Source organism: Actinomyces sp. HMSC065F12 (assembly GCF_001814535.1).
In the GTDB taxonomy this organism is placed as follows: domain Bacteria; phylum Actinomycetota; class Actinomycetes; order Actinomycetales; family Actinomycetaceae; genus Pauljensenia; species Pauljensenia radingae_A.
On record NZ_KV816938.1, the window covers coordinates 1 to 19098 of the forward strand.

Annotated in this window: 15 protein-coding genes; 7 read left to right on the plus strand and 8 right to left on the minus strand. The window is 59.9% G+C overall.

Going from position 1 to position 19098, the window contains the following annotated elements:
- Nucleotides 1–193 precede the first annotated feature (193 nt).
- From HMPREF2975_RS00255 to HMPREF2975_RS00285, 7 genes are all read right to left on the minus strand, one after another.
- On the minus strand, nt 194–2011 hold the full coding sequence (locus HMPREF2975_RS00255; protein WP_070725009.1) for a histidine-type phosphatase: 1818 nt from the start codon (nt 2009–2011) through the stop codon (nt 194–196).
- 195 nt (nt 2012–2206) lie between these two features.
- A complete protein-coding gene (locus HMPREF2975_RS13035) occupies nt 2207–2746 on the minus strand; it encodes a sulfite exporter TauE/SafE family protein (protein ID WP_070725012.1) in 540 nt (179 codons plus the stop codon).
- A 246-nt stretch (nt 2747–2992) separates the two neighbouring features.
- Nucleotides 2993–3766, minus strand: a complete 774-nt coding sequence (locus HMPREF2975_RS00265; protein WP_070725016.1) for an ABC transporter ATP-binding protein — start codon at nt 3764–3766, stop codon at nt 2993–2995.
- Complete coding sequence (locus tag HMPREF2975_RS00270; RefSeq protein WP_070725018.1) at nt 3759–4598, minus strand: ABC transporter ATP-binding protein; 840 nt, start codon at nt 4596–4598, stop codon at nt 3759–3761. Before HMPREF2975_RS00270 ends, HMPREF2975_RS00265 begins: the two co-directional genes overlap by 8 nt.
- A complete protein-coding gene (locus HMPREF2975_RS00275) occupies nt 4595–5458 on the minus strand; it encodes an ABC transporter permease (RefSeq protein WP_070725020.1) in 864 nt (287 codons plus the stop codon). The genes HMPREF2975_RS00270 and HMPREF2975_RS00275 overlap by 4 nt, the downstream gene beginning before the upstream one ends.
- A complete protein-coding gene (locus HMPREF2975_RS00280) occupies nt 5459–6424 on the minus strand; it encodes an ABC transporter permease (protein ID WP_070725022.1) in 966 nt (321 codons plus the stop codon).
- Nucleotides 6421–7941, minus strand: a complete 1521-nt coding sequence (locus HMPREF2975_RS00285; RefSeq protein ID WP_227469047.1) for an ABC transporter substrate-binding protein — start codon at nt 7939–7941, stop codon at nt 6421–6423. The genes HMPREF2975_RS00280 and HMPREF2975_RS00285 overlap by 4 nt, the downstream gene beginning before the upstream one ends.
- A gap of 535 nt (nt 7942–8476) precedes the next feature.
- On the opposite strand from HMPREF2975_RS00285, the gene HMPREF2975_RS00290 reads away from it, so the two are divergent.
- Both HMPREF2975_RS00290 and HMPREF2975_RS00295 read left to right on the plus strand, forming a co-directional pair.
- Nucleotides 8477–9850 carry a threonine/serine exporter family protein gene (locus tag HMPREF2975_RS00290; RefSeq protein ID WP_083314317.1) on the plus strand — a complete coding sequence of 458 codons (1374 nt, stop codon included), beginning with the start codon at nt 8477–8479 and terminating at the stop codon, nt 9848–9850.
- 829 nt (nt 9851–10679) lie between these two features.
- A complete protein-coding gene (locus tag HMPREF2975_RS00295) occupies nt 10680–10907 on the plus strand; it encodes a hypothetical protein (protein WP_058236254.1) in 228 nt (75 codons plus the stop codon).
- Between the two features lie 102 nt (nt 10908–11009).
- On the opposite strand, the gene HMPREF2975_RS00300 is transcribed toward HMPREF2975_RS00295, so the two are convergent.
- Nucleotides 11010–12602 (minus strand): aspartate:alanine exchanger family transporter, encoded by a 1593-nt coding sequence (locus tag HMPREF2975_RS00300; RefSeq protein WP_058236826.1) that lies wholly within the window; start codon nt 12600–12602, stop codon nt 11010–11012.
- Between the two features lie 503 nt (nt 12603–13105).
- Here HMPREF2975_RS00300 and HMPREF2975_RS00305 point away from each other — a divergent pair.
- From HMPREF2975_RS00305 to HMPREF2975_RS00325, 5 genes are all read left to right on the plus strand, one after another.
- On the plus strand, nt 13106–14863 hold the full coding sequence (locus HMPREF2975_RS00305; protein ID WP_070725117.1) for an acetolactate synthase large subunit: 1758 nt from the start codon (nt 13106–13108) through the stop codon (nt 14861–14863).
- 3 nt (nt 14864–14866) lie between these two features.
- On the plus strand, nt 14867–15379 hold the full coding sequence (ilvN, locus tag HMPREF2975_RS00310) for an acetolactate synthase small subunit (protein ID WP_058236255.1): 513 nt from the start codon (nt 14867–14869) through the stop codon (nt 15377–15379).
- A 4-nt stretch (nt 15380–15383) separates the two neighbouring features.
- A complete protein-coding gene (ilvC, locus tag HMPREF2975_RS00315; protein WP_058236256.1) occupies nt 15384–16409 on the plus strand; it encodes a ketol-acid reductoisomerase in 1026 nt (341 codons plus the stop codon).
- Nucleotides 16410–16581: 172 nt separating this feature from the next.
- Nucleotides 16582–17646 (plus strand): 3-isopropylmalate dehydrogenase, encoded by a 1065-nt coding sequence (locus HMPREF2975_RS00320; RefSeq protein WP_058236257.1) that lies wholly within the window; start codon nt 16582–16584, stop codon nt 17644–17646.
- Nucleotides 17647–17878: 232 nt separating this feature from the next.
- Nucleotides 17879–19024: a branched-chain amino acid aminotransferase gene (locus HMPREF2975_RS00325; RefSeq protein WP_070725024.1), complete on the plus strand. Its 1146-nt coding sequence runs from the start codon at nt 17879–17881 to the stop codon at nt 19022–19024.
- The last annotated feature ends 74 nt before the right edge of the window (nt 19025–19098 follow it).

The following is a 19098-nucleotide window of genomic DNA, read 5'->3' on the forward strand; positions in this document are numbered from 1 at the left end:
ACAGGCCTGGAGACAGGCACGTACCCCACCCCCCCTTTTTACGCGCACACACTACCCAAACGCACGCCAGCGGGGCCGACCGGCGAGCTGGGTGCGTCCCTCGCATTGGCTTTCAGCACCGAAGAAGTCTCCCCCCCGCGCACGGGGGGAGGCTCCCATAGACGGGAGGCTTCTTCAATGGCCAGGTGAGAGCCTACCTGCGGCGCGTCACCAAAACTGTTCCCATTAAGATTGCCGCCAGGCCCGCAATCACAAGACCAGAGTCCGAACCAGTCGCAGCCAGGCGCGAGGGACGCTCCAAGACCACACCTTGCCCCTGTCCCTCCTCATCACCAGTAGTCTGAGCTGGATCAACCTCTGGCTTGCCAGATGGTCCAACAGGCGAGGACTTCGTCAGCAGTGGAGATTCCGTTTGAGCTTGTCCAAGAAGACAATGGCGCAGCTCGGAGACCTTGTACCAGGATGATCCTTCGGCAACCGCAGTACACGAGGAATTAAACGGTGTTTCCACCTCGTTGACAAGCATGCGGACAATCGGGGTCCACGACCTACCCGTTGCAGGATCGGTGCCGGCCTGACAGGCCGTGTCCCACTGGACGTTTGCCGCCATCGGCATGACGGTGGATCCGCGCCATTCGTTGGTGGCGTAGTTAAAGACGTCGTCGATGCTGACAGGCTGTGAGACAGCAGGTGCCTGCTGGGTTGAACCAGGCAAACGAAGCAGGGCGGAGAAAGGAGCAATCGTTTCTGCGTGAGCAAAGCGGAACGTTGCAACGTGGGATCCACCTGCGGTGCGCTCATCGATCTGGGCGAAGAAGTCATCGAGCAACGGTTGCGCAGGCGCGTATGACCCGTCAGTTCCCGTCACGCCCGGACCTTTTTCGTAAAAGTCCTCAGCGTCGAGCAGATAGGAGAACCACTTGGCGTCGTCCTGGTAGTTTGCGAAATACTGCTCGAAATCGAATGCGTGCTCCCCGGTGTTTTCCTCCTGCATATCAGCACCGATGATGTACAGGTTGTACAGATCCATCGCCGCATCAACAGCGCTGGTGATCTTCTTCCTGGCGGAGCCGCACGCATCAGCGTCAGTGCTTTCATCAGCGTTCGGTGCGCAGTTCTTGTCGCCATCCTTCGAGCCATCAGCAGTGTTGAACCATGTATGCGCATCATCTCCGATCGAGTCAATAAACTCGGGCGTGAAGATCTGCGAGAGAACCCGGCGTGCTGATTCCTGCGACTGAGGCAGCGACTCGATGTAGTCCATCGCTCCGGCGATCACTCCACCGTCACTGGTCTGCTCCCCAATGAATGCTTCGTAACGAGAGGCTACTTCGTAAGCCGGCGTCCCCTCCTGCTTCACTGAGCCATCAGGGTTCTCCAGCTTGTGGAAGTAAAGTGTTTCAGGATGCGCTTCGAGGGATTCCACGATCGGCGTCACACTGTCGTGCGAGGCGGCTTCAAACCCTGTGAGGAAGCTTTCGCCGGATTCGGTGGCGCGAGCCTCACCTGAGGACTCAAAGCGGATCGCGTCACCCTCGGCAATGGCGCGCTCGAAGAGAGCAGAGTTGCGTTTGTAGGTGCGTTCACCAATTCCGCGGTGCTGCGTAGCGCCCTGACCGGTGAGCATTCCGTAGCCGTTGGCCACGTTGGCCGCTGTGATCGACTCGAGGTTCTTCATGAAGGTCTCGCCCACCTCCGGTGACACGAAACCGTTTTCTTTCTGAGCCGTCTGAGCCATCAGCATTAACAGAGCATCGTACTTATAGGAGGACAATCCTCGCGAACCATGGCGAGCGACGAGCTGAGTATGTTCAATGTCGAAACCTGCTGGAGGCTGTGAATATCCTGCGATGTCACTTTCGCTGGGTGCGATGTACGGCTGCTTCGAGGAATAGAAAGGACCTTCCTCGGTGGCGTCAGCAAAAGCCAGTTGCTGAGTTGACACCACGGACAATGCTGCAATTGAACAAAGCGCAGTCAGCCCGACAATCCGGGCGCGCTGTGTAGTCATTTTCGGACTCCTAAGCACTATGAAAGCAAAACAAATACAGTCCTCACACTAAGCGGTGAAAATGGCAGGAAGGGCCATGAAAGCTAACGCGCACGTTACAGGCGCGTGAACATCTGCCGGGAGGTCGACGGCCTTGCTGTCGAGCGTCACAAGATCGACCGCGGCGCCGCACTGACACCCACTTACGAGGCTGCACTACGCCCCGGCGCTGCGCGGCAGTGAGCGCCCAGTTGTCATGTTCGTGAAAGAACTGACTATGCGCAGGTTGAAACCGAGATAATACCTTTGATCAGGACAGTTGTAGCGCCCACAACTGCTAGGACCAGTGCCAGCGCACGGGAATGAGACTTGCTGACTCGAGGAGCAATAAGCACTCCCGCAGCGATCCCCACGAGCATCGCGCCAACAGCTACTGCGATGAGCCACCACGAGGTATGAAGCTGCACAGAACCACTCAACCCCTTGGTTGTCAGCGAAATCAACCGGGCGTAGCTTCGCCCCTCGAACCACAGTTGCGATCAGTGACACGGTGATGAGTGCGCCAACAATAACCTGCACCCAGGCAGGTGAAACACTACGCACCAGCAAAGCCCCAGGAATTGAGCCGACCACCATGATTGGCCCGAGCAGCACCCACCGTTTCCAGTCGATGTCGCGCCACACGGTCAGCGCGATGATGCTCGCATTGATGACAGCCAGAATATTCATCATGACGATGCCGTCCACACCGCCCATCAGAAGCGACAACACCGGGCCAGCAACCAGGCCCCAGCCCCATGCCGGAAATGCGTTGCAAACACGCTCCCAGCAGGACCGAGCATGCAATACAACACGCTACTAGCATGGCCGTACCTCCTTGCTGGTGGCTATCACATCCACCTAGGCGATGCCTCCACCTCAATGAGAGGAGTGTCGGCCCTTGACGGTGCTACCTACTATTCAGCCGGCGTGTCCTTCGAGCCGGACGGTATTTCCGGTGAGTCAGTCGGTGCCGCTTGGCAGTCGAGGAATTGCAGCAATCAGTGCGCGCGCATAGTCACCCTCGGGAGCTGACAATACACGACGAGTCGGGCCGCGATCTTCGACGTGCCCATCCTTGAGCACGACGATAGTGTCGCACGCTGAGGCCACGGTCGCCAGATCGTGAGAAACCAGCAGAAGCGACATGCCGCGCTCACGGGTGATCGAATCGATCATCTCCATGACGGAGGCGCGCGTCGCCATATCCAGTGCCGAAACAGGTTCATCAGCGATGATGACGCTCGGCTCAGACACCAGGGCCCGGGCAATGGCGATGCGTTGACGCTGCCCACCTGAAAAAGTTCGAGGATACTCGTCAGCGCGCTGCGGATCGACACCGACCAGCCGCAATGCCTCGTGCACCATCTCCCGCGCCCGTGCGCCCGACGCCACCTTCAGCGCGTGCAGCGGCTCGGCAACGATCGCCCCGACACGCATACGCGGGTTGAGTGAAGAATACGGATCCTGGAACACCGCCTGAACGTGTGAACGGAAATTGCGCATGATACTGCGCGAACGCGAGCGCACCGGCATCCCGGCAAAGGTGACAGACCCCGACTGCGCGGGCAACAATCCCAGGCCCAGCCGCGCAGCTGTGGTTTTCCCGCTTCCGGATTCACCGACGAGGGCGACGCGTACACCCGGCTCGAGGTGCACGCTGAAGTGGTCAATGCCGGCATCTGTTGACGGGTAGTGGAAGGTGACGTCGTCAAAAATCAAAGCAGAATCACTCATCGTTGTCCCTCCGATCGTCGCGGGACTTGATAGTGTCCATCATCGTGTCGAGGTGGCGCGCCGCCTCCACAATGCGGCGTGTGCCATCGCTCAGATCCGTTGCGTCTGCGGCCACGAGGTTCGAGGTTGACACGTCGTCGCTGATCCGCCCCTCCTCGATGACGACGATGCGATCAGCCATCTGTGCGACCACCGGAAGGTCATGAGAGATGAACAGTAACGCAGTGTCGTGCTGGCGCGTGGCCTGGGTGAGGACATCCAGAATATGCGCCTGCACTGTCACGTCCAGCGCCGTGGTGGGCTCATCTGCGATCAGGAGGTCTGGCTGACAGGCAAGAGCCAGCGCAATCGCCACGCGTTGGCGCTGGCCTCCGGACAGTTCATGCGCAAATGCGTGGGCAACGCGTTCAGGATCAGGTAGCTGCACTCCGCTCAGCGCTTCATTGATTGCAGCGCGCATGGCGCGTCGCCCTCGTACATGCTGATGGTGGGCCAGCGGCCACTCCAATTGCTTACCGATACGCATGAGCGGATCGAGGGCAGACAGGGGATCCTGGAAAACCATTGCCGCCGTGGCTCCACGGAAGCTGCGCAGGTCTTTTTCGGATGCACCGGTCACATTGAGGTCGCTCACCCGTAAAGATCCGCTCACCTGAGCTGGCGAAGGCAGAAGCCCCATCACAGTCTTGGCGAACATTGATTTACCCGACCCGGACGCACCGATCATGCCCACGTGCTCGCCGCGATTCATGGTCAGATTGAGCGAGTCCAGAATCGTGCTGCCGCCGATGCGCACGGTCAGATCGTTGGCCTGGAGCAGTGGCGCGGTCATGAGGCCTCCTGCTGGGTAGGATCGACCGCGGCGCGCAGGCCGTCCGACAGTAGATTTGCGCCGATCACGAGGACGACGATGGCGACGCCTGGTGCGATTGCGCCCAGAGGCTGTGTGGTGAACGTGGCCTGAGCACCCAGCAGCAGACGCCCCCACGACGCGTTCGGCGGGGGAGTGCCCAGCCCCAGGTAGGACAATCCTGCTTCAGCCAGAACCGCTGAACCGAACAGCACAGCCACGTTGACGATCAGGAAGGGCCAGATATTGGGTAGAACATGGCGCCAGACAATGCCAAGGGTCCCCACTCCGGACGTGCGTGCGGCAACCACGTACTGCTCGCGCAGCACACGTGATGTGAGGATGCGCGTCAGCCGCGCTATCACGGCAGATGCCGACAGGCCAATCGCCACCGTGACGGTCAGCAGTGATGCGCCTCCAACTGCGACCATCAGCATGGCGAGCAGCAGTGTCGGAAAGGCGATGAGGACGTCCAGGATCGAGGAGGCCACATCGTCGAACCAGCCGCGCGAAAGTGCTGCAAGGAGTCCGAAGCTGATGCCGATGATGGATGCGATGAGCGCTGCGCCGGCGCCGACCGTCAGCGCGATACGCGCACCGATCAGTACGCGTGTAGCGATGTCATGGCCCAGGCGATCGGTGCCGAGCCAGTGCTGCCACGATGCGCCTTCCAGTCGGCCGCCCGACGTGTCATCGACAGGGTAGGGCAGCCAGAACAGTGAGACGAGGGCGGCCAGGGCGACCGCGGAGAGAAGAACGACGCCGATGATCAGGCCGGCTCTGCCGGTTCGACTGGCCCGGCGGCGCGGAGCGGATGGCGAAGGGGAGGGTGCGGGAGTCATTTACGCGCGACCTCCTGTCAGGGAAGTGCGCAGACGCGGATCAACGATACGTTGAAGCACGTCAGCAAGGAACCCGATGACCAGCACGAGGGCGGTGGAGACAAGCAGGACCCCTTGAATAGAGGGGAAATCATGCTGAGCGATCGCTCGGGTCAGCATGGAGCCCAGGCCGGGCAGAGCGAAAACCTGCTCAACAACGACTGCACCGATGAAGGTGGTCGCAAGCTCGATGCTGGCTACCGAGATCACCGGGATCGATGCGTTGCGCAAACCGTGACGGATCATTGCGCGCGTGCGCGACTGGCCCAGCGCCCGCGCGCACGCCACGTAGCCTGAGTCAATGACATCGAGGGCGGCTGAGCGGGTGTAGCGCGTCATCGACGCGCTGGAGACGAAAGCGATGGTGCTGACCGGCAGGACGAGTGCCGTCCACGCGAGGAACGGGGTACCCCATCCCTGGGGTGGGAAACCGCTCGCGGGCACCAGACGCAACCTGACGGCAAAGACGATCACCGCCATCATGGCGATCCAGAAAACTGGAACAGCGATGCCGATCTGCGAAAAGATCGACACGATCAGGCCGGCAGGCCCGTTGCGCCATCGAGCCGCCACGTATCCCAGAGGAATGGCAATGATCAGGGCGAATGTGAAGGCGATCAGAGTCAGAGGAATGGTCACCGACAGGCGTGAGGCAATCTCAGCGCCCACCGACGTTCCTGATGTGAACGACGTGCCCAGGTCGCCATGCGCCAGGTCAGAAATCCAGCGGACGAACTGGGTCACAACCGGCTGGTCAGATCCGACCTGACGGCGCGCCGCCTCAATCTGTTCCGGCGTTGCGGTCGATGTCAAAAGCGCATTGGCTGGGTCGCCGGGCAGGAGCCTGAGCAGCACAAATATTGCAATGAGGCCCGCCACCCCAGTGGCAACCAGCAATGCGCTGCGACGAACCAGGTACCGGATCACTCGGACTCGCTAATCCCCGCCACGAAGAACTGTGAGTTCAGCCCGTTGACCCCGTATCCGCTCAGATGAGACCGTGCGATCACAACTTGAGGGTACAGGTAGAGCCAGGCGCTTGCGGCTTCCTCGGCAATGATCCTGTTGGCCTGGCGCAGCAGGTCGGCTTGTTCATCGGTGGAATGCGCGTGCTGAGAACGCTCGACAAGGTCGGACACTTCAGGATTGTCGTAGCCCCAGTAGAAATCCGGGTTGGCGTACCACACGACGTCGCGAGTGTTGACGTGCTCCTGCAACGTGGCTTCGTAATCCTTGTTTGTGAAGACCTTGGAATACCATTCGTCAGCGGTGATCGGATTGATCGTCACGGTTACACCGATCTTGGCCAGCTCGCTCTTGACGAACTCAGCGACCAGTGGATGCGGATCGTAGGTCGGAGTGTCCAGCGTGAAGGAGAAGCCGCCAGCCAGTCCAGCTTCGGCCAGCAGTGAGCGCGACAACTCCGGATCGTAAGGGTTCAGGCCAGTCAGGTCCTCATACCACGGGTCCGAAGGCGGCACCATCGAGCCGATGACCTGTCCCTTGTCCGCCCACACGGACTCCAGGAGCTTGTCGCGGTCAATGGCTGAGTAGACAGCTTTGCGCACGCGCGCATCATCGAACGGCTTGACTCGGTCATTGAAAGCGAGCAGTTCCTTCGTCGTGGACATGCCGTCAGAGACGGTGAAGTTCGCGTTCGAATCGAAAGTGGGGATCGCATCCGGTGACTGCACATTCGTCACAATGTCGATGTCACCGGCCTGCAGAGCGTTCGTCATGGACGTCGCATCGGTGAAGTAGTGGAAGATGGCACCGGCATTGGCAGGCTTGTCACCCCAGTAGTCCTCGCGAACCTTCAGCGTGAGGGTCGAACCTTTCGTCCATCCCTCCACCGTGTAGGGTCCGGTGCCGTCAGTTTGCGTCGTGGTGTCGAGCCCTTCGGGAACAACCCACATGCCGGACAGGTCATAGTCCAGTGAAACGGAAGGCTCTGACAGCGTCAGGACGACGGTCGTGCTGTCAGGTGCCTGCACGTCAGAGATAACGGATACTTCCTTCTTGCGCGCGGACTGCGATTCGTCAGACAGTAGGTGCTTGATGGAGGCGACAACGTCGTTGACGGTCATCTCCTTTCCCGAGGAGAACGTCACGCCCTCACGAATGGTGAGCGTATGGGTCAGTCCATCTTCGGAGACGACGTCTTCAGTGGCCAGCCATGGTTCCACGTCACCCGAATCAGTCAGGCGGAACAGTGTTTCATACACGTTGCCTGTCAGCGCTTCGGTCGCGCCCTGCCCACCGCTACCTGAGTTTGATAGGTTCGTCGGCTCGTACAGGGAGCCAATGTCGATGGTGGCCGCTGCGTTCGCCTGGCCGCCGGCGCTTTGACCGGACTGGCTCGAGTTGAAAGCATCCGGGCCCGCACACGCAGTCATTCCCATGACGAGGGTGGCCAACGCGGCGATGACTCGTGAACGTTTCACAAAAGCTCCTATCCCAGATGCGGTCAGTGCGCTGTGTGTCACTGCGGACGCATCGCGACTGTTTAATCGGTGTGTGGGCGGGCGGTCACTATATATGCAGCCCACACTAGTCACACGTTAATGCGAGATGAAGACCTGTGCGTTGTGATATTCACCGTGTGAGATGGGAAGCGGGTCACCTGTCCTAGGCAAGGAGGTGTCGATGGTGGCACCATTTATTACTGTGAAAAACTCTGCCTCAGATGATTCGACTGCGAGCTCGGCGTCGAACTTTTCGGCACCTGCGTCCAACGAGTTGCCCTCGTCGAGCACAGCCGCGCACGACGATCCCAGGCACGACGAACCCGGTCGCGACGGTTCCCGTCACGGCAGGCCAGGCCACAATGAGCCTGGTGGCGGCGATACCAGGCGGGGCGATGCCGGGCGAGGCGCTCCTGAACGCACTGCTGCGGCGCGTGAGGATGCAGTCACGGGCACAGACCACAACCGGTACGCTCACACCGAGCGTGAACGCACCTCACTGACGCTGCACCGTATGGTGGCTCACGATCGCCTTGCTCACGCGTCGCGTATCGTGTTGCGTCTGGGACAGATGCTGTTGTCCAGCGGTGCGAGTGCATTTCGCGTCAAACACGGCATGGCTCGTCTGGCGCAGGCAGTCGGCATTGAGCAGCACCACGCGCAGGTGACATACACCGAGATTATCTCCACGGCGTACGCGTCGGGCACCTTCCGCACCGAGCTTGCCGAGCAGCGCGCGATGGGTGTCAACGCTGACCGCATCGACCGGCTTGCGAGTTTCGTCAATGGCCTGGGCGGGCCCGGATCGATCAGCATCGAGGAAGTCGACTCCACACTTGATGAGATCGAGCACGTGCCGCCGTTGTATTCGACGCTGCCGAACGCGTTGGCATCGGGTATCGCATGCGCGGCGTTCTCATTTCTCAATCACGGCGGCTGGGTGGAGTGCTCCGTTGTTGCCATCGCGGCCTTCTTCGGTCAGTATCTGCGCCGCCAGATGCTTCACCGTCGCATGAATCACTTCGGCGTGTGGATGGCGTGCGGTGCATTGGCCTCCACGATCTACATTTCACTGGTGGCAGCCGCGCAGCACTTCATGAACGTCGAACCAACCCACCAGGCCGGCTTCATTTCAGCAGTGCTCTTCCTGGTGCCAGGATTCCCGTTGGTCACCGGCATCATTGACCTGGTGCGTCACGATTTCCAGGCGGGGATTCCGCGTCTGGTCTATGTCACGATGCTGATGGTGTCGGCGGGTGTGGCCGTGTGGAGCGTGTCGTTGATTTTCCACTGGTCGGTCACCCCTCAGTATGACTATCACCTGATGCCGTGGGTGCTGTACCTGCTGCGGTTCCTGACCTCGTATATCGCGTCTTACGGGTTCGCTATGTTGTTTAATACGCCGCCCAAGGTCAGTGCCTACGCTGCGCTGATCGGTGCGACGATCAACACGGGTCGTCTGGCGATGGTGGATGAGTTGCATCTGCCCGTTCAGGCTGCTGTGGGGATTGCGGCACTGTGCGCGGGTCTGCTGGCGTCGCTGGTGGCGCGTTCGAGCCATCGTTACTCACGCGTGAGTCTGTCGGTGCCCGCCGTTGTCATCATGATCCCGGGTGTGCCGTTGTACCGTTCGCTGGCCTACCTGAACAACGGGAACATCAATGACGCGTCTGCCGCACTTTTCTCCGTGTTCTTCACGGTTATTTCAATCGGCGTGGGGCTGGCGGTTGCGCGCATGCTCACTGACCGCAACTGGCTGATGGAGCGTCCAGTGTCTGTGCCTTCGCTCGGCCTGGCTGGGGCAATCGACGAGGGTGAAGCTGATGAGCTGGGTGACAGCCTGGGCGATGAGGTCGATCCTTTCCCTGAAGGAGCCGACGGGCGGTAGCCGGTGGTATACCGCTGCAGCGCCGGCACGGCGTGCGGCACCCCGCGAGAGGGTGCGGCAGGGATCGCTGCGCATCAACGTCGTGCGGGTACTGCCAACGGGTCAAGGTCTGAGTCGATCGACCAAGGTGACAGTCAACGGGGCAAGGTCTGTCAGTGCGCTGCTGAGCACCTCGCCACAGTGACGGTCAACTGTTCAAGGTATTAATCAACCGGTCAAGGTAGCCGACGTTGCGAAGATCAACCGGTCAAGGTAGAACGCCGTCACCGCGCGATCTCACCATGTGAGAACCGCGGAATAGTGCGGAAAAGTCGCTGTTGCCGAAGCGTGCCGGCCAGTTTTTCAGCTCTCTTACCTTGACCGGTTGACTGCATCTGACGTTGACTGCATCTGACGTTGACTGCATCTGACGTGATTGCATCTGACATGCTGGCCTTGGCGCACCATTCACTCAACCCCATAGTTCGCGTCGCATGCCCTTTCCGTCAGACAGCTGCTGTGCGCGGCAGCTTGTCGCCGAACCTTGTTGAGCCGGCAGCACTCTGATACCCTCATTATTAGCAGGTGTGGAATAATGTGCCTGCGGTTGTGGGTGCTGTTGTTGCGGCACTTACTCTTGGCTATACGGTTGCTCGCGATGATGGTGTATCTCGAGCAGCTTCGGGGCAGATTACCTGGAGCCAATGGAAAGGCTCTATTGGCTGGGGGATTTGCGCAGGTGCAGTTGCGCTCGGCCCGGTTGGCGTGGTGGCCTATGAAGGGTGGAAGAACGGCTTTACGCAGGAATGCATGAAACATGACTATTGCAAGAATGGGTAGGTGATTCACAATGACTGTGAAGGTGACCAGTGATGCTTTGTATGTTATTGCCACTGTGCTGTTGGGCGGCGGGTTGATTTATGCGCTTGTGACACGCGGAGCAGTTCCTGGGCCTGCTCTGGGGGTCGGGATGCTGATCCTGTTTATTGCTGCTGCATTGAACCTGATTGATGAGCGGCGCAAACGTCAGTCGCTCCATTCGGACAAGGTCCGCAGGGGCATCGACAAGGATCAGTAGCCAGCTCACACAAGAAGCAAGTCGCCCTCGTCCATAAAGGAGGAACGAGGACGACCCGCCAATTGCTGATTAGCTGCGTAGAGCAGGCGTGAAACCGAGCAGCTACATGGCGCCGAAGACCTGCGCCACCATGATCTTGCCGATCATGGCGACCGGGTAGACCAGTGCGTAGCCGAGCGCCACACGAGGATCCATGTTCGTGCGGCCATTCGCAAATGCCAATACCGCAGGCTGGGTCTGCGAACCTGCAAGTACACCGGCCAGGCGCGTGCCGCCCATCTTGAAGATCCAGCGCATCGAACAGTACATGCCGATCGCCATGATCAACGTGATAATGACGCCGAGCAGGAAGATCTTCCACCATGCGCCTGATGTGAACGCTTCGATGATCTGACCGCCTGCGACGGCTCCGGCCTGAGCGAGGAAGACCAGCAAACCGAACTCCGAGAGCACCTGGCATGCGGTGTAGGGGATCGCGGTGACGATCGGGCCGACGCGGCCGATCTTGCCAAAGATCAGGCCTATGATCAGCGTGCCGGCAGCGGAACCGATCGAGAAATACTCACCGGTGGGGGTGAAGAACTTCAGCTCGCCCAGCAAAATGCCCAGCGCCATGCCGATGCCCAGAGCGACCGGGTTCACGTCAGACAGGCCGCGTGCCGAGTCACCGAAGAACTCGGTAATCTTCTTCATCTTGGAGGTCGGAGCAACCACACGCACGCGGTCACCTTGCTGGAGCACCAGTCCTGGTTCTGCGACCATATCCACGTCACCGCGGCGTACACGAGAAATCGTGGCGGAAAAACGAGTGGCGAAATCAAGGTCTCCCACTGTTCGCCCAGCGACCTTCGGGTCAGACACTGTCATGCGGCGGAAGTCCAGGTAGGAGCGGTCCTGCAACAGTGAGTGCGAGGAGGAGTGTCCAAGCTCGGTGGCAACACGCGCCACAAGTTCACGCGGGCCAACAACTGTCAGCAGGTCACCAGGATCGAGTGTGTCCGACATGGATGGGCGCGTGATCGGGCCAGCCTCACCGCGGCGCAGACGCGAGAACGTCACGCGGCTGCCGAGCTTTTCGTAGATGTCACCAATGAAGGGATGGTCTTCGCGCTCGACGCGGATGGTGCGGTTAGCCAGCGGGCTGGGCGCATCTTTGTCGTGCTTGCCGTATGACAGGGCAGCAGCCGCAGCACCGAGCATGCCGATGACACCAAAAATGTAGGAAATGGAGTAGCCAACAGTGGCAGCACCTGGGTCGCCGGACGCTTCTCCGGCGGCAGCCAGAGCGGGCGTGTTCGTCGTAGCACCGGCAAATGTGCCCGTGATCATCGCGGTGCTCATGCCGAATCCGCGTCCGACCAGCAGGCCGACCGAAGCGGCCACGATGTACAGCACGACCATGATAAGGATTGGTCCGATGGCCTTGCGCAGATTGTGGAAGAAGGATGCGCCGGAAGTAATACCGATAGCAAAGGCGAACAGGGCCAGGCCAAGCGTGCCGAGTTCACGGGTGACGCGCAGCTCAACACCGTATGTTTCCGCCCACGCAGCCAGGATGATCGCGAAGAACAACACCGCGGCGGCACCCAGTCCGATTCCACGAACTTTGACGCGGCCAAACGCCATCCCGATGCCGATCAGGATGAACAGGAACAGCACGGGCTGTTCAGCCAAAAATGAGAATACAGAGGCCACAGGCACACTCCCATTAAGTTCCAAAGGTCTACATGCTCTGGCATTATCTCAGGTATTTCTCAGGGTGCGACAGTCTATCGTCCCAATTGTCGTCACATTTGGCGAATGTGACGCGACTGGCTTTCTGGCCCGGCTCGCATGGGGCCTGCTGGCGTGGTGTGGGGATGACGAGGGCGTGCTGCAGGTTTGATACTGCATCGATGCCGGATGCGTGCCGAAAAGGCGCGAAGAAAGGGTGCGGAGGGCTGCCTGTGAAGCGCAGGCAATCTGGCTAATGACGCCGGGTTCTCACAATATGAGATTCCGGGACTCGCGGCCCGACGGAGCCGTAACGTATGAGACGTGCAGAACATTATCGCAGTGACGGACGTCCTCCTCCTCGTAGGTCGGCGTGCGTATCCTGCTGCGTAAATGTCAGGTGGAACGCACGCCTAATCCCCACGCTTGGAGCGAAGGGGATTTTTTTGTACCACCACACAAACCATTGAGAGGACACCATGAACATGGGCGATACTCCAACACAGACAATGACCGGGGCGCAGGCCATCGTCGCGAGCCTGGAAGCACTGGGCGTGACCGACATTTTCGGTATGCCAGGTGGCGCGATCTTGCCGACCTACGACCCGCTCATGGATTCATCCATGCGTCACATTCTGGTTCGACATGAACAAGGAGCAGGACACGCTGCCGAGGGGTACGCCCTGGCGACTGGAAAAGTGGGCGTTGCGATCGTGACGTCCGGGCCGGCAGCAACCAACACATTGACTGCACTGGCTGATGCCAATATGGACTCTGTTCCGATCGTCGTCATTACAGGCCAGGTCGGTGCCTCCATGATCGGCACTGACGCATTCCAGGAAGCAGACATCGTGGGCGCATCCATGCCGCTCACCAAGCACTCATTCCTGGTGACGGACGCGCAGGAAATCCCCTCGCTGATCGCTGAAGCATTCCACATCGCATCGACCGGACGGCCAGGCCCCGTCCTCGTCGACGTGACAAAATCTGCCCAAAACGCACAGATGAAATTTTCGTGGCCACCGGCATTCGACCTGCCGGGCTACAGGCCTGCCGCTAAGCCGCACAAGAAGCAGGTGCGCGCAGCAGCGGCTGCCATTGCGACAGCTCAAGCTCCAGTTCTGTACGTCGGCGGTGGCGTGATCCGCTCGCGCAGTTCCGAGGCGCTGGCAGAACTGGTGGAAGCGACCAACGCGCCAGTGGTGACCACACTGACTGCGCGCGGCGCATTCCCCGACTCGGATCAGCACTGCCTGGGAATGCCGGGTATGCACGGAACGGTCGCAGCGGTGGGAGCCTTGCAGCGTGCCGACCTCGTTGTTTCTCTGGGTGCACGGTTCGATGATCGCGTGACAGGAAACCTCGACTCCTTCGCGCGTCGCGCACGTGTGATCCACGTAGACATCGATGCTGCGGAGATCTCCAAGAACCGAGTGGCAGACATTCCCATCGTGGGCGATCTAGCAGCGACCCTGCCTCGCCTGACGGCTGCCGTCAAGGCTGTGCAAGACGCCGGCAAACCTGCCGACCTGGGCGGGTGGTGGCGCTACCTCAACAGGCTGCGCGACACGTACCCGATGGGGTGGACTGAACCGGAAGACGGGCGCCTTGCCCCGCAGGGCGTGATCTCGCGCCTGTCAGCTCACGCACCTGATGCCATCTTCACTACCGGCGTGGGGCAACACCAGATGTGGGCGGCGCAGTTCCTCACACTCGACAAGCCTCACCACTTCATTTCCTCCAGCGGACTGGGAACAATGGGCTACTGCATTCCAGCCGCGATGGGAGCGCAGGTCGGACAACCCGACACGGTGGTGTGGGCAATTGACGGCGACGGATCATTCCAGATGACCAACCAGGAGCTCGCCACCTGCGTGGTGAACCGGATCCCGATCAAGATTGCCCTGATCAACAACTCGGTGCTGGGCATGGTGCGGCAGTGGCAGTCACTGTTCTATTCGAAACGCTATTCGAATACCGACCTCAACCCCGACGAGGGTGACCAGGTTCCGAACTTCGTGGCACTGGCGAAAGCCTACGGCCTCGAAGCACGGACCGTGCGAACTGAGGACGAGGTGGACGAAGCGATCGACTGGGCAATGTCAATCAATGATCGACCTGTCTTACTGGACTTCAGGGTGTCGCGAGATTCGATGGTGTGGCCGATGGTCGCAGCCGGAGTTTCAAACGACGACATCATGTACGCCAAGGACATGGCCCCGAACTGGGAAACGGAGGACTGACCGATGGGACACTTGCGAACCTTGTCAGTGCTGGTGGAAAATAAGCCGGGCGTCCTCACCCGAGTGGCAGCACTTTTTGCCCGCCGCGCATTCAACATTCAATCCCTGGCAGTGGGGGAAACCGAACACCCGAAGATTTCCCGCATGACGATCATCGTTGAAGCCGATGGTCTGCCGTTTGAACAGATCACCAAGCAGCTCAACAAGCTGATCAACGTCATCAAAGTCGTTGAACTTGAGCCAGATTCCAGCGTGGAGCGCCGACTCATGCTGATTAAGGTGCGCACGCATGGTGCACACCGCACCCCCGTGCTCGAAGTGGTCGATTTGTTCCGTGCTCACGTTGTTGACGTCCAGCCGGAATCGGTGGTGATCGAATCCATTGGATCTGGTCAAAAGCTCGACGCCCTCGTGCGCGCACTTGAGCCATTTGGCATCACAGAAATCGTTCAATCAGGCGCTGTCGCCATTGGCCGCGGTCAACGCTCAATCACAGATCAACTCAAGGAGATTTAGAACAATGGCTGAAATCATCTATGACGACGGAGCAGATTTGTCGCTGATCCAGTCCAGGAAGGTCGCCATCATCGGATACGGCTCTCAAGGACATGCTCACGCCCTGAACCTGAAAGATTCCGGCGTTGACGTGGTGGTGGGACTTCGCCCTGGCTCATCCTCGTGGGACAAGGCCGAAAAGGCAGGCCTGAAAGTAGAGGACGTTCCCGAAGCTGTCAAGGAGGCGGACGTCGTCATGATTCTGGTCCCTGACCAGGTCCAGCGCACCGTCTACGCAGAACAGATCGAGCCGAACCTGAAGGAAGATGCGGCACTGTTCTTCGCACACGGCTTCAACATCCGCTTCGGCTACATCGACCCGGGCAAGAACCATGACGTGTGTATGGTTGCGCCCAAGGGCCCTGGCCACACTGTTCGCCGCCAGTTCGTTGACGGCAAGGGCGTTCCAGCTGTTGTCGCCGTGGAAAACGACGCGTCGGGCAACGCATGGGATCTGACTCTGGCCTACGCCAAGGGCCTGGGTGCCACCCGCGCCGGCGTCATCAAGACGACCTTCACCGAAGAAACCGAAACCGACCTGTTCGGTGAGCAGAGCGTGCTGTGCGGTGGCGTCTCGCACCTGATCCAGGCCGGCTTCGAGACCCTCGTTGAGGCTGGCTACCAGCCTGAAATCGCCTACTTCGAGGTGTGCCATGAGATGAAGCTGATCGTTGACCTCATTAACGAGGGCGGCATCACAAAGCAGCGTTGGTCGTGCTCTGACACAGCTGAGTACGGTGACTACGTGTCCGGTCCGCGTGTGATCGGCCCGCAGGTCAAAGAAGCGATGAAAGAGGTGCTGGCGGACATTCAAAACGACTCCTTCGCGCACCGATTCATTGCTGACCAGGAAGCGGGCGGCCAGGAGTTCAAAGCACTGCGTGCCGAGGAAGAAAGCCACCCGATTGAAAAGACCGGTCAGGAACTGCGCCGCAAGTTCGGATGGGCGTCCGTTGACGAGGACTACACGGACGGCTCAGCAGCTCGCTGATCTTTCAGTTGATGACCGTGAGCCGGGGGTGGCGCCGAACAGGTGCCACCCCCGGTCTATGCGCAGGCCTTCATGAGCACCATGTACGGCGCGCAGTGTCCGCCATGTGGGCCGCTCATTCGCATGGTGGACGAGGAACCGTGAGCGCAGATGGAAGCGACACAATGAAGCCATGACACGGTTGAAATTAGCTGTAATTCCCGGAGATGGCATCGGGCGCGAAGTTGTGCCGGAAGCACTGCGCGCACTGGAGGCCGCACTTGCTGGCTCAGGTACACACATTGACACCACCGACTTTGATCTGGGTGCCCATCGCTACCACTCCACTGGTGAGATTCTCACCGACGAGGACCTTGCCCGGATCGATGATTCCGATGCGATCGTTTTGGGCGCAGTGGGCGACCCGTCAGTGCCCTCAGGCGTGCTGGAACGCGGTTTACTGTTGAAGCTGCGCTTCAGCCTGGATCACTACGTCAACTTGCGTCCCTCGCTGTACTACCCAGGAGTTGCAACCCCCCTGGCCGATCCCGGCACCGTTGATTTCACTGTCGTGCGCGAGGGGACAGAAGGCCTGTACTGCGGAAATGGTGGCGCCATACGTACCGGCACCGACCAGGAAATTGCCACCGAGGTGTCCGTGAACACCGCCTTTGGCGTGCAACGCGTAGTGAAATACGCCTTCGAACAGGCGGCCGTCCGTCCAGCGCACCACCTGACGCTGGTGCACAAGCACAACGTCCTCGTCAATGCCGGGGGACTGTGGCAGCGCACGGTGGAAGAAATCGGCGCACACTACCCGAACGTCACTGTCGACTATGCCCACATCGATGCCGCCACGATCTACATGGTGAACGACCCGGGCCGATTCGATGTCATCGTCACCGACAATCTCTTCGGAGATATCCTGACCGACCTTGCCGGCGCGGTAACCGGTGGAATCGGCTTGGCAGCGTCGGGCAATATCAATCCCGAGGGTACTCACCCCTCCATGTTCGAACCGGTCCACGGATCTGGCCCCGACATCGCCGGGACAGGAAAGGCAGACCCGACAGCTGCGATCGCATCGGTCGGAATGCTGTTGGAACACTTGGGATATCGCGAGGAAGCAGGCGCAGTCCACGATGCCATCGAACGCGACATGCAGCGTCGCGCTGACGCGCAGGCAAGCGGTGAGCAGCTGGTGCGTTCAACAGAACAGATTGGCAGCGATATCGCAGCGCAACTGGCACGCGACTAGGAGGTGTGCCAGTTGCCGTGGGACTGAGGTGAGCGTAGCCCTCGCGCAGCCAGAGTGCGCGCGTTCACGCCGACCACGTGCAGTGGCTCGACCATGCGCAGCTGCGCATTGCGCGCCCGAGACGTCCGCTCGTGCGAAACAGGTCGACATATGGACTGTCATATTGTTCTGCGGTGCAGAGGGATAGGCTGCAGGTAGCGAATGCGAAAGTCAGTGACGATGAGGAGTAACGATGACTATTGAGCATCAGCCCACGCAATTGGAACAAGCAGGTAGCCAGCCGCTTCCGGACGCCGACCGTATTGCTGGGCGCTTCCCGCTCGAAAAGAACACGTCGCCCGCTGATCAGGCAACTTACGACGGCATCATGAAGGACCTCACCTTCGGTCACCGCTTCACTGACCACATGGCACACATGGCGTGGACACCGCAGCAGGGATGGCATGACCGCGAAATCATTCCATTCCGGGATCTGACCGTGTCGCCGGCTGCTGCCGTGTTCCACTACAGCCAGTCCGTCTTCGAAGGACTCAAGGCGTACCGCCATGAGGACGGCTCCGTGTGGACATTCCGCCCCGGATACAACGCTGCGCGCATCAACCATTCCGCTCACCGTCTTGCACTTCCACAGATGGACCGCGAAGACTTCGTGGGCTCGCTCGTAGACTATGTTCGCGCCGACGAAAAATGGGTGCCTGACGTGGAAGGGTCCAGCCTGTATTTGAGACCCTTCATGTTCGCATCTGAGGCGTTCTTAGGCGTCCACTCGGCTTCGCGCATTGACTACTACGTGATTGGATCCCCCTCGGGCCCGTATTTCGTGGGCGGATTCCAACCAGTGTCGATTTGGGTCTCCCGAGGTTTCCACCGCGCAGGCCCGGGCGGAACAGGAAGCGCCAAAGCAGGCGGCAACTACGCTGCTTCACTGCTCCCGCAGCAACTCGCAGGGGAAAAGGGCTTTTCGCAAGTCTGCTTCCTCGACAGTTACGAGGAACGCTATCTGGAAGAACTCGGCGGCATGAACATGTTCGTCGTGATGAGCGACGGACGAGTGTGCACACCTGAACTGACTGGCGTCATTCTGGAAGGCGGCACGCGCTCCGCGATCTGCCAGCTCCTGCGCTCACAGGGCGTGGATGTTGAAGAAAAGCCGATCGCCCTGGACGACCTGGTCAGCGGCACTCAGTCGGGCGCCGTCAGCGAGGTCTTCGCATGTGGAACTGCCGCTGTCGTCACACCCATCGGCCGCCTGGCCAATGATGATTTCGACGTGACGATCCCTGTTGGCCCGGTGACGGAAAAGATCTACCACCAGCTCACCGACATTCAGATGGGACGTGCAGACGACCCGTTCAACTGGACGTACAGGATCTGCTGAAACAGGTGTGATAGTCCATCGGCGGTGTTAATTTGCCGACCACGTAGGAACATCGTACTCTTACGTGGGTAAGC

What these genes read in the sequence shown, in the direction of transcription:
- HMPREF2975_RS00270 (WP_070725018.1), bottom strand. Translation starts at nt 4,598, where the DNA reads ATGACCGCGCCACTGCTCCAGGCCAACGATCTGACCGTGCGCATCGGC.
- ilvC (WP_058236256.1), top strand. Translation starts at nt 15,384, where the DNA reads ATGGCTGAAATCATCTATGACGACGGAGCAGATTTGTCGCTGATCCAG.
- HMPREF2975_RS00265 (WP_070725016.1), bottom strand. Translation starts at nt 3,766, where the DNA reads ATGAGTGATTCTGCTTTGATTTTTGACGACGTCACCTTCCACTACCCG.
- HMPREF2975_RS00305 (WP_070725117.1), top strand. Translation starts at nt 13,106, where the DNA reads ATGGGCGATACTCCAACACAGACAATGACCGGGGCGCAGGCCATCGTC.
- HMPREF2975_RS00320 (WP_058236257.1), top strand. Translation starts at nt 16,582, where the DNA reads ATGACACGGTTGAAATTAGCTGTAATTCCCGGAGATGGCATCGGGCGC.
- HMPREF2975_RS13035 (WP_070725012.1), bottom strand. Translation starts at nt 2,746, where the DNA reads ATGGGCGGTGTGGACGGCATCGTCATGATGAATATTCTGGCTGTCATC.
- ilvN (WP_058236255.1), top strand. Translation starts at nt 14,867, where the DNA reads ATGGGACACTTGCGAACCTTGTCAGTGCTGGTGGAAAATAAGCCGGGC.
- HMPREF2975_RS00325 (WP_070725024.1), top strand. Translation starts at nt 17,879, where the DNA reads ATGACTATTGAGCATCAGCCCACGCAATTGGAACAAGCAGGTAGCCAG.
- HMPREF2975_RS00255 (WP_070725009.1), bottom strand. Translation starts at nt 2,011, where the DNA reads ATGACTACACAGCGCGCCCGGATTGTCGGGCTGACTGCGCTTTGTTCA.
- HMPREF2975_RS00295 (WP_058236254.1), top strand. Translation starts at nt 10,680, where the DNA reads ATGACTGTGAAGGTGACCAGTGATGCTTTGTATGTTATTGCCACTGTG.
- HMPREF2975_RS00290 (WP_083314317.1), top strand. Translation starts at nt 8,477, where the DNA reads ATGGTGGCTCACGATCGCCTTGCTCACGCGTCGCGTATCGTGTTGCGT.
- HMPREF2975_RS00275 (WP_070725020.1), bottom strand. Translation starts at nt 5,458, where the DNA reads ATGACTCCCGCACCCTCCCCTTCGCCATCCGCTCCGCGCCGCCGGGCC.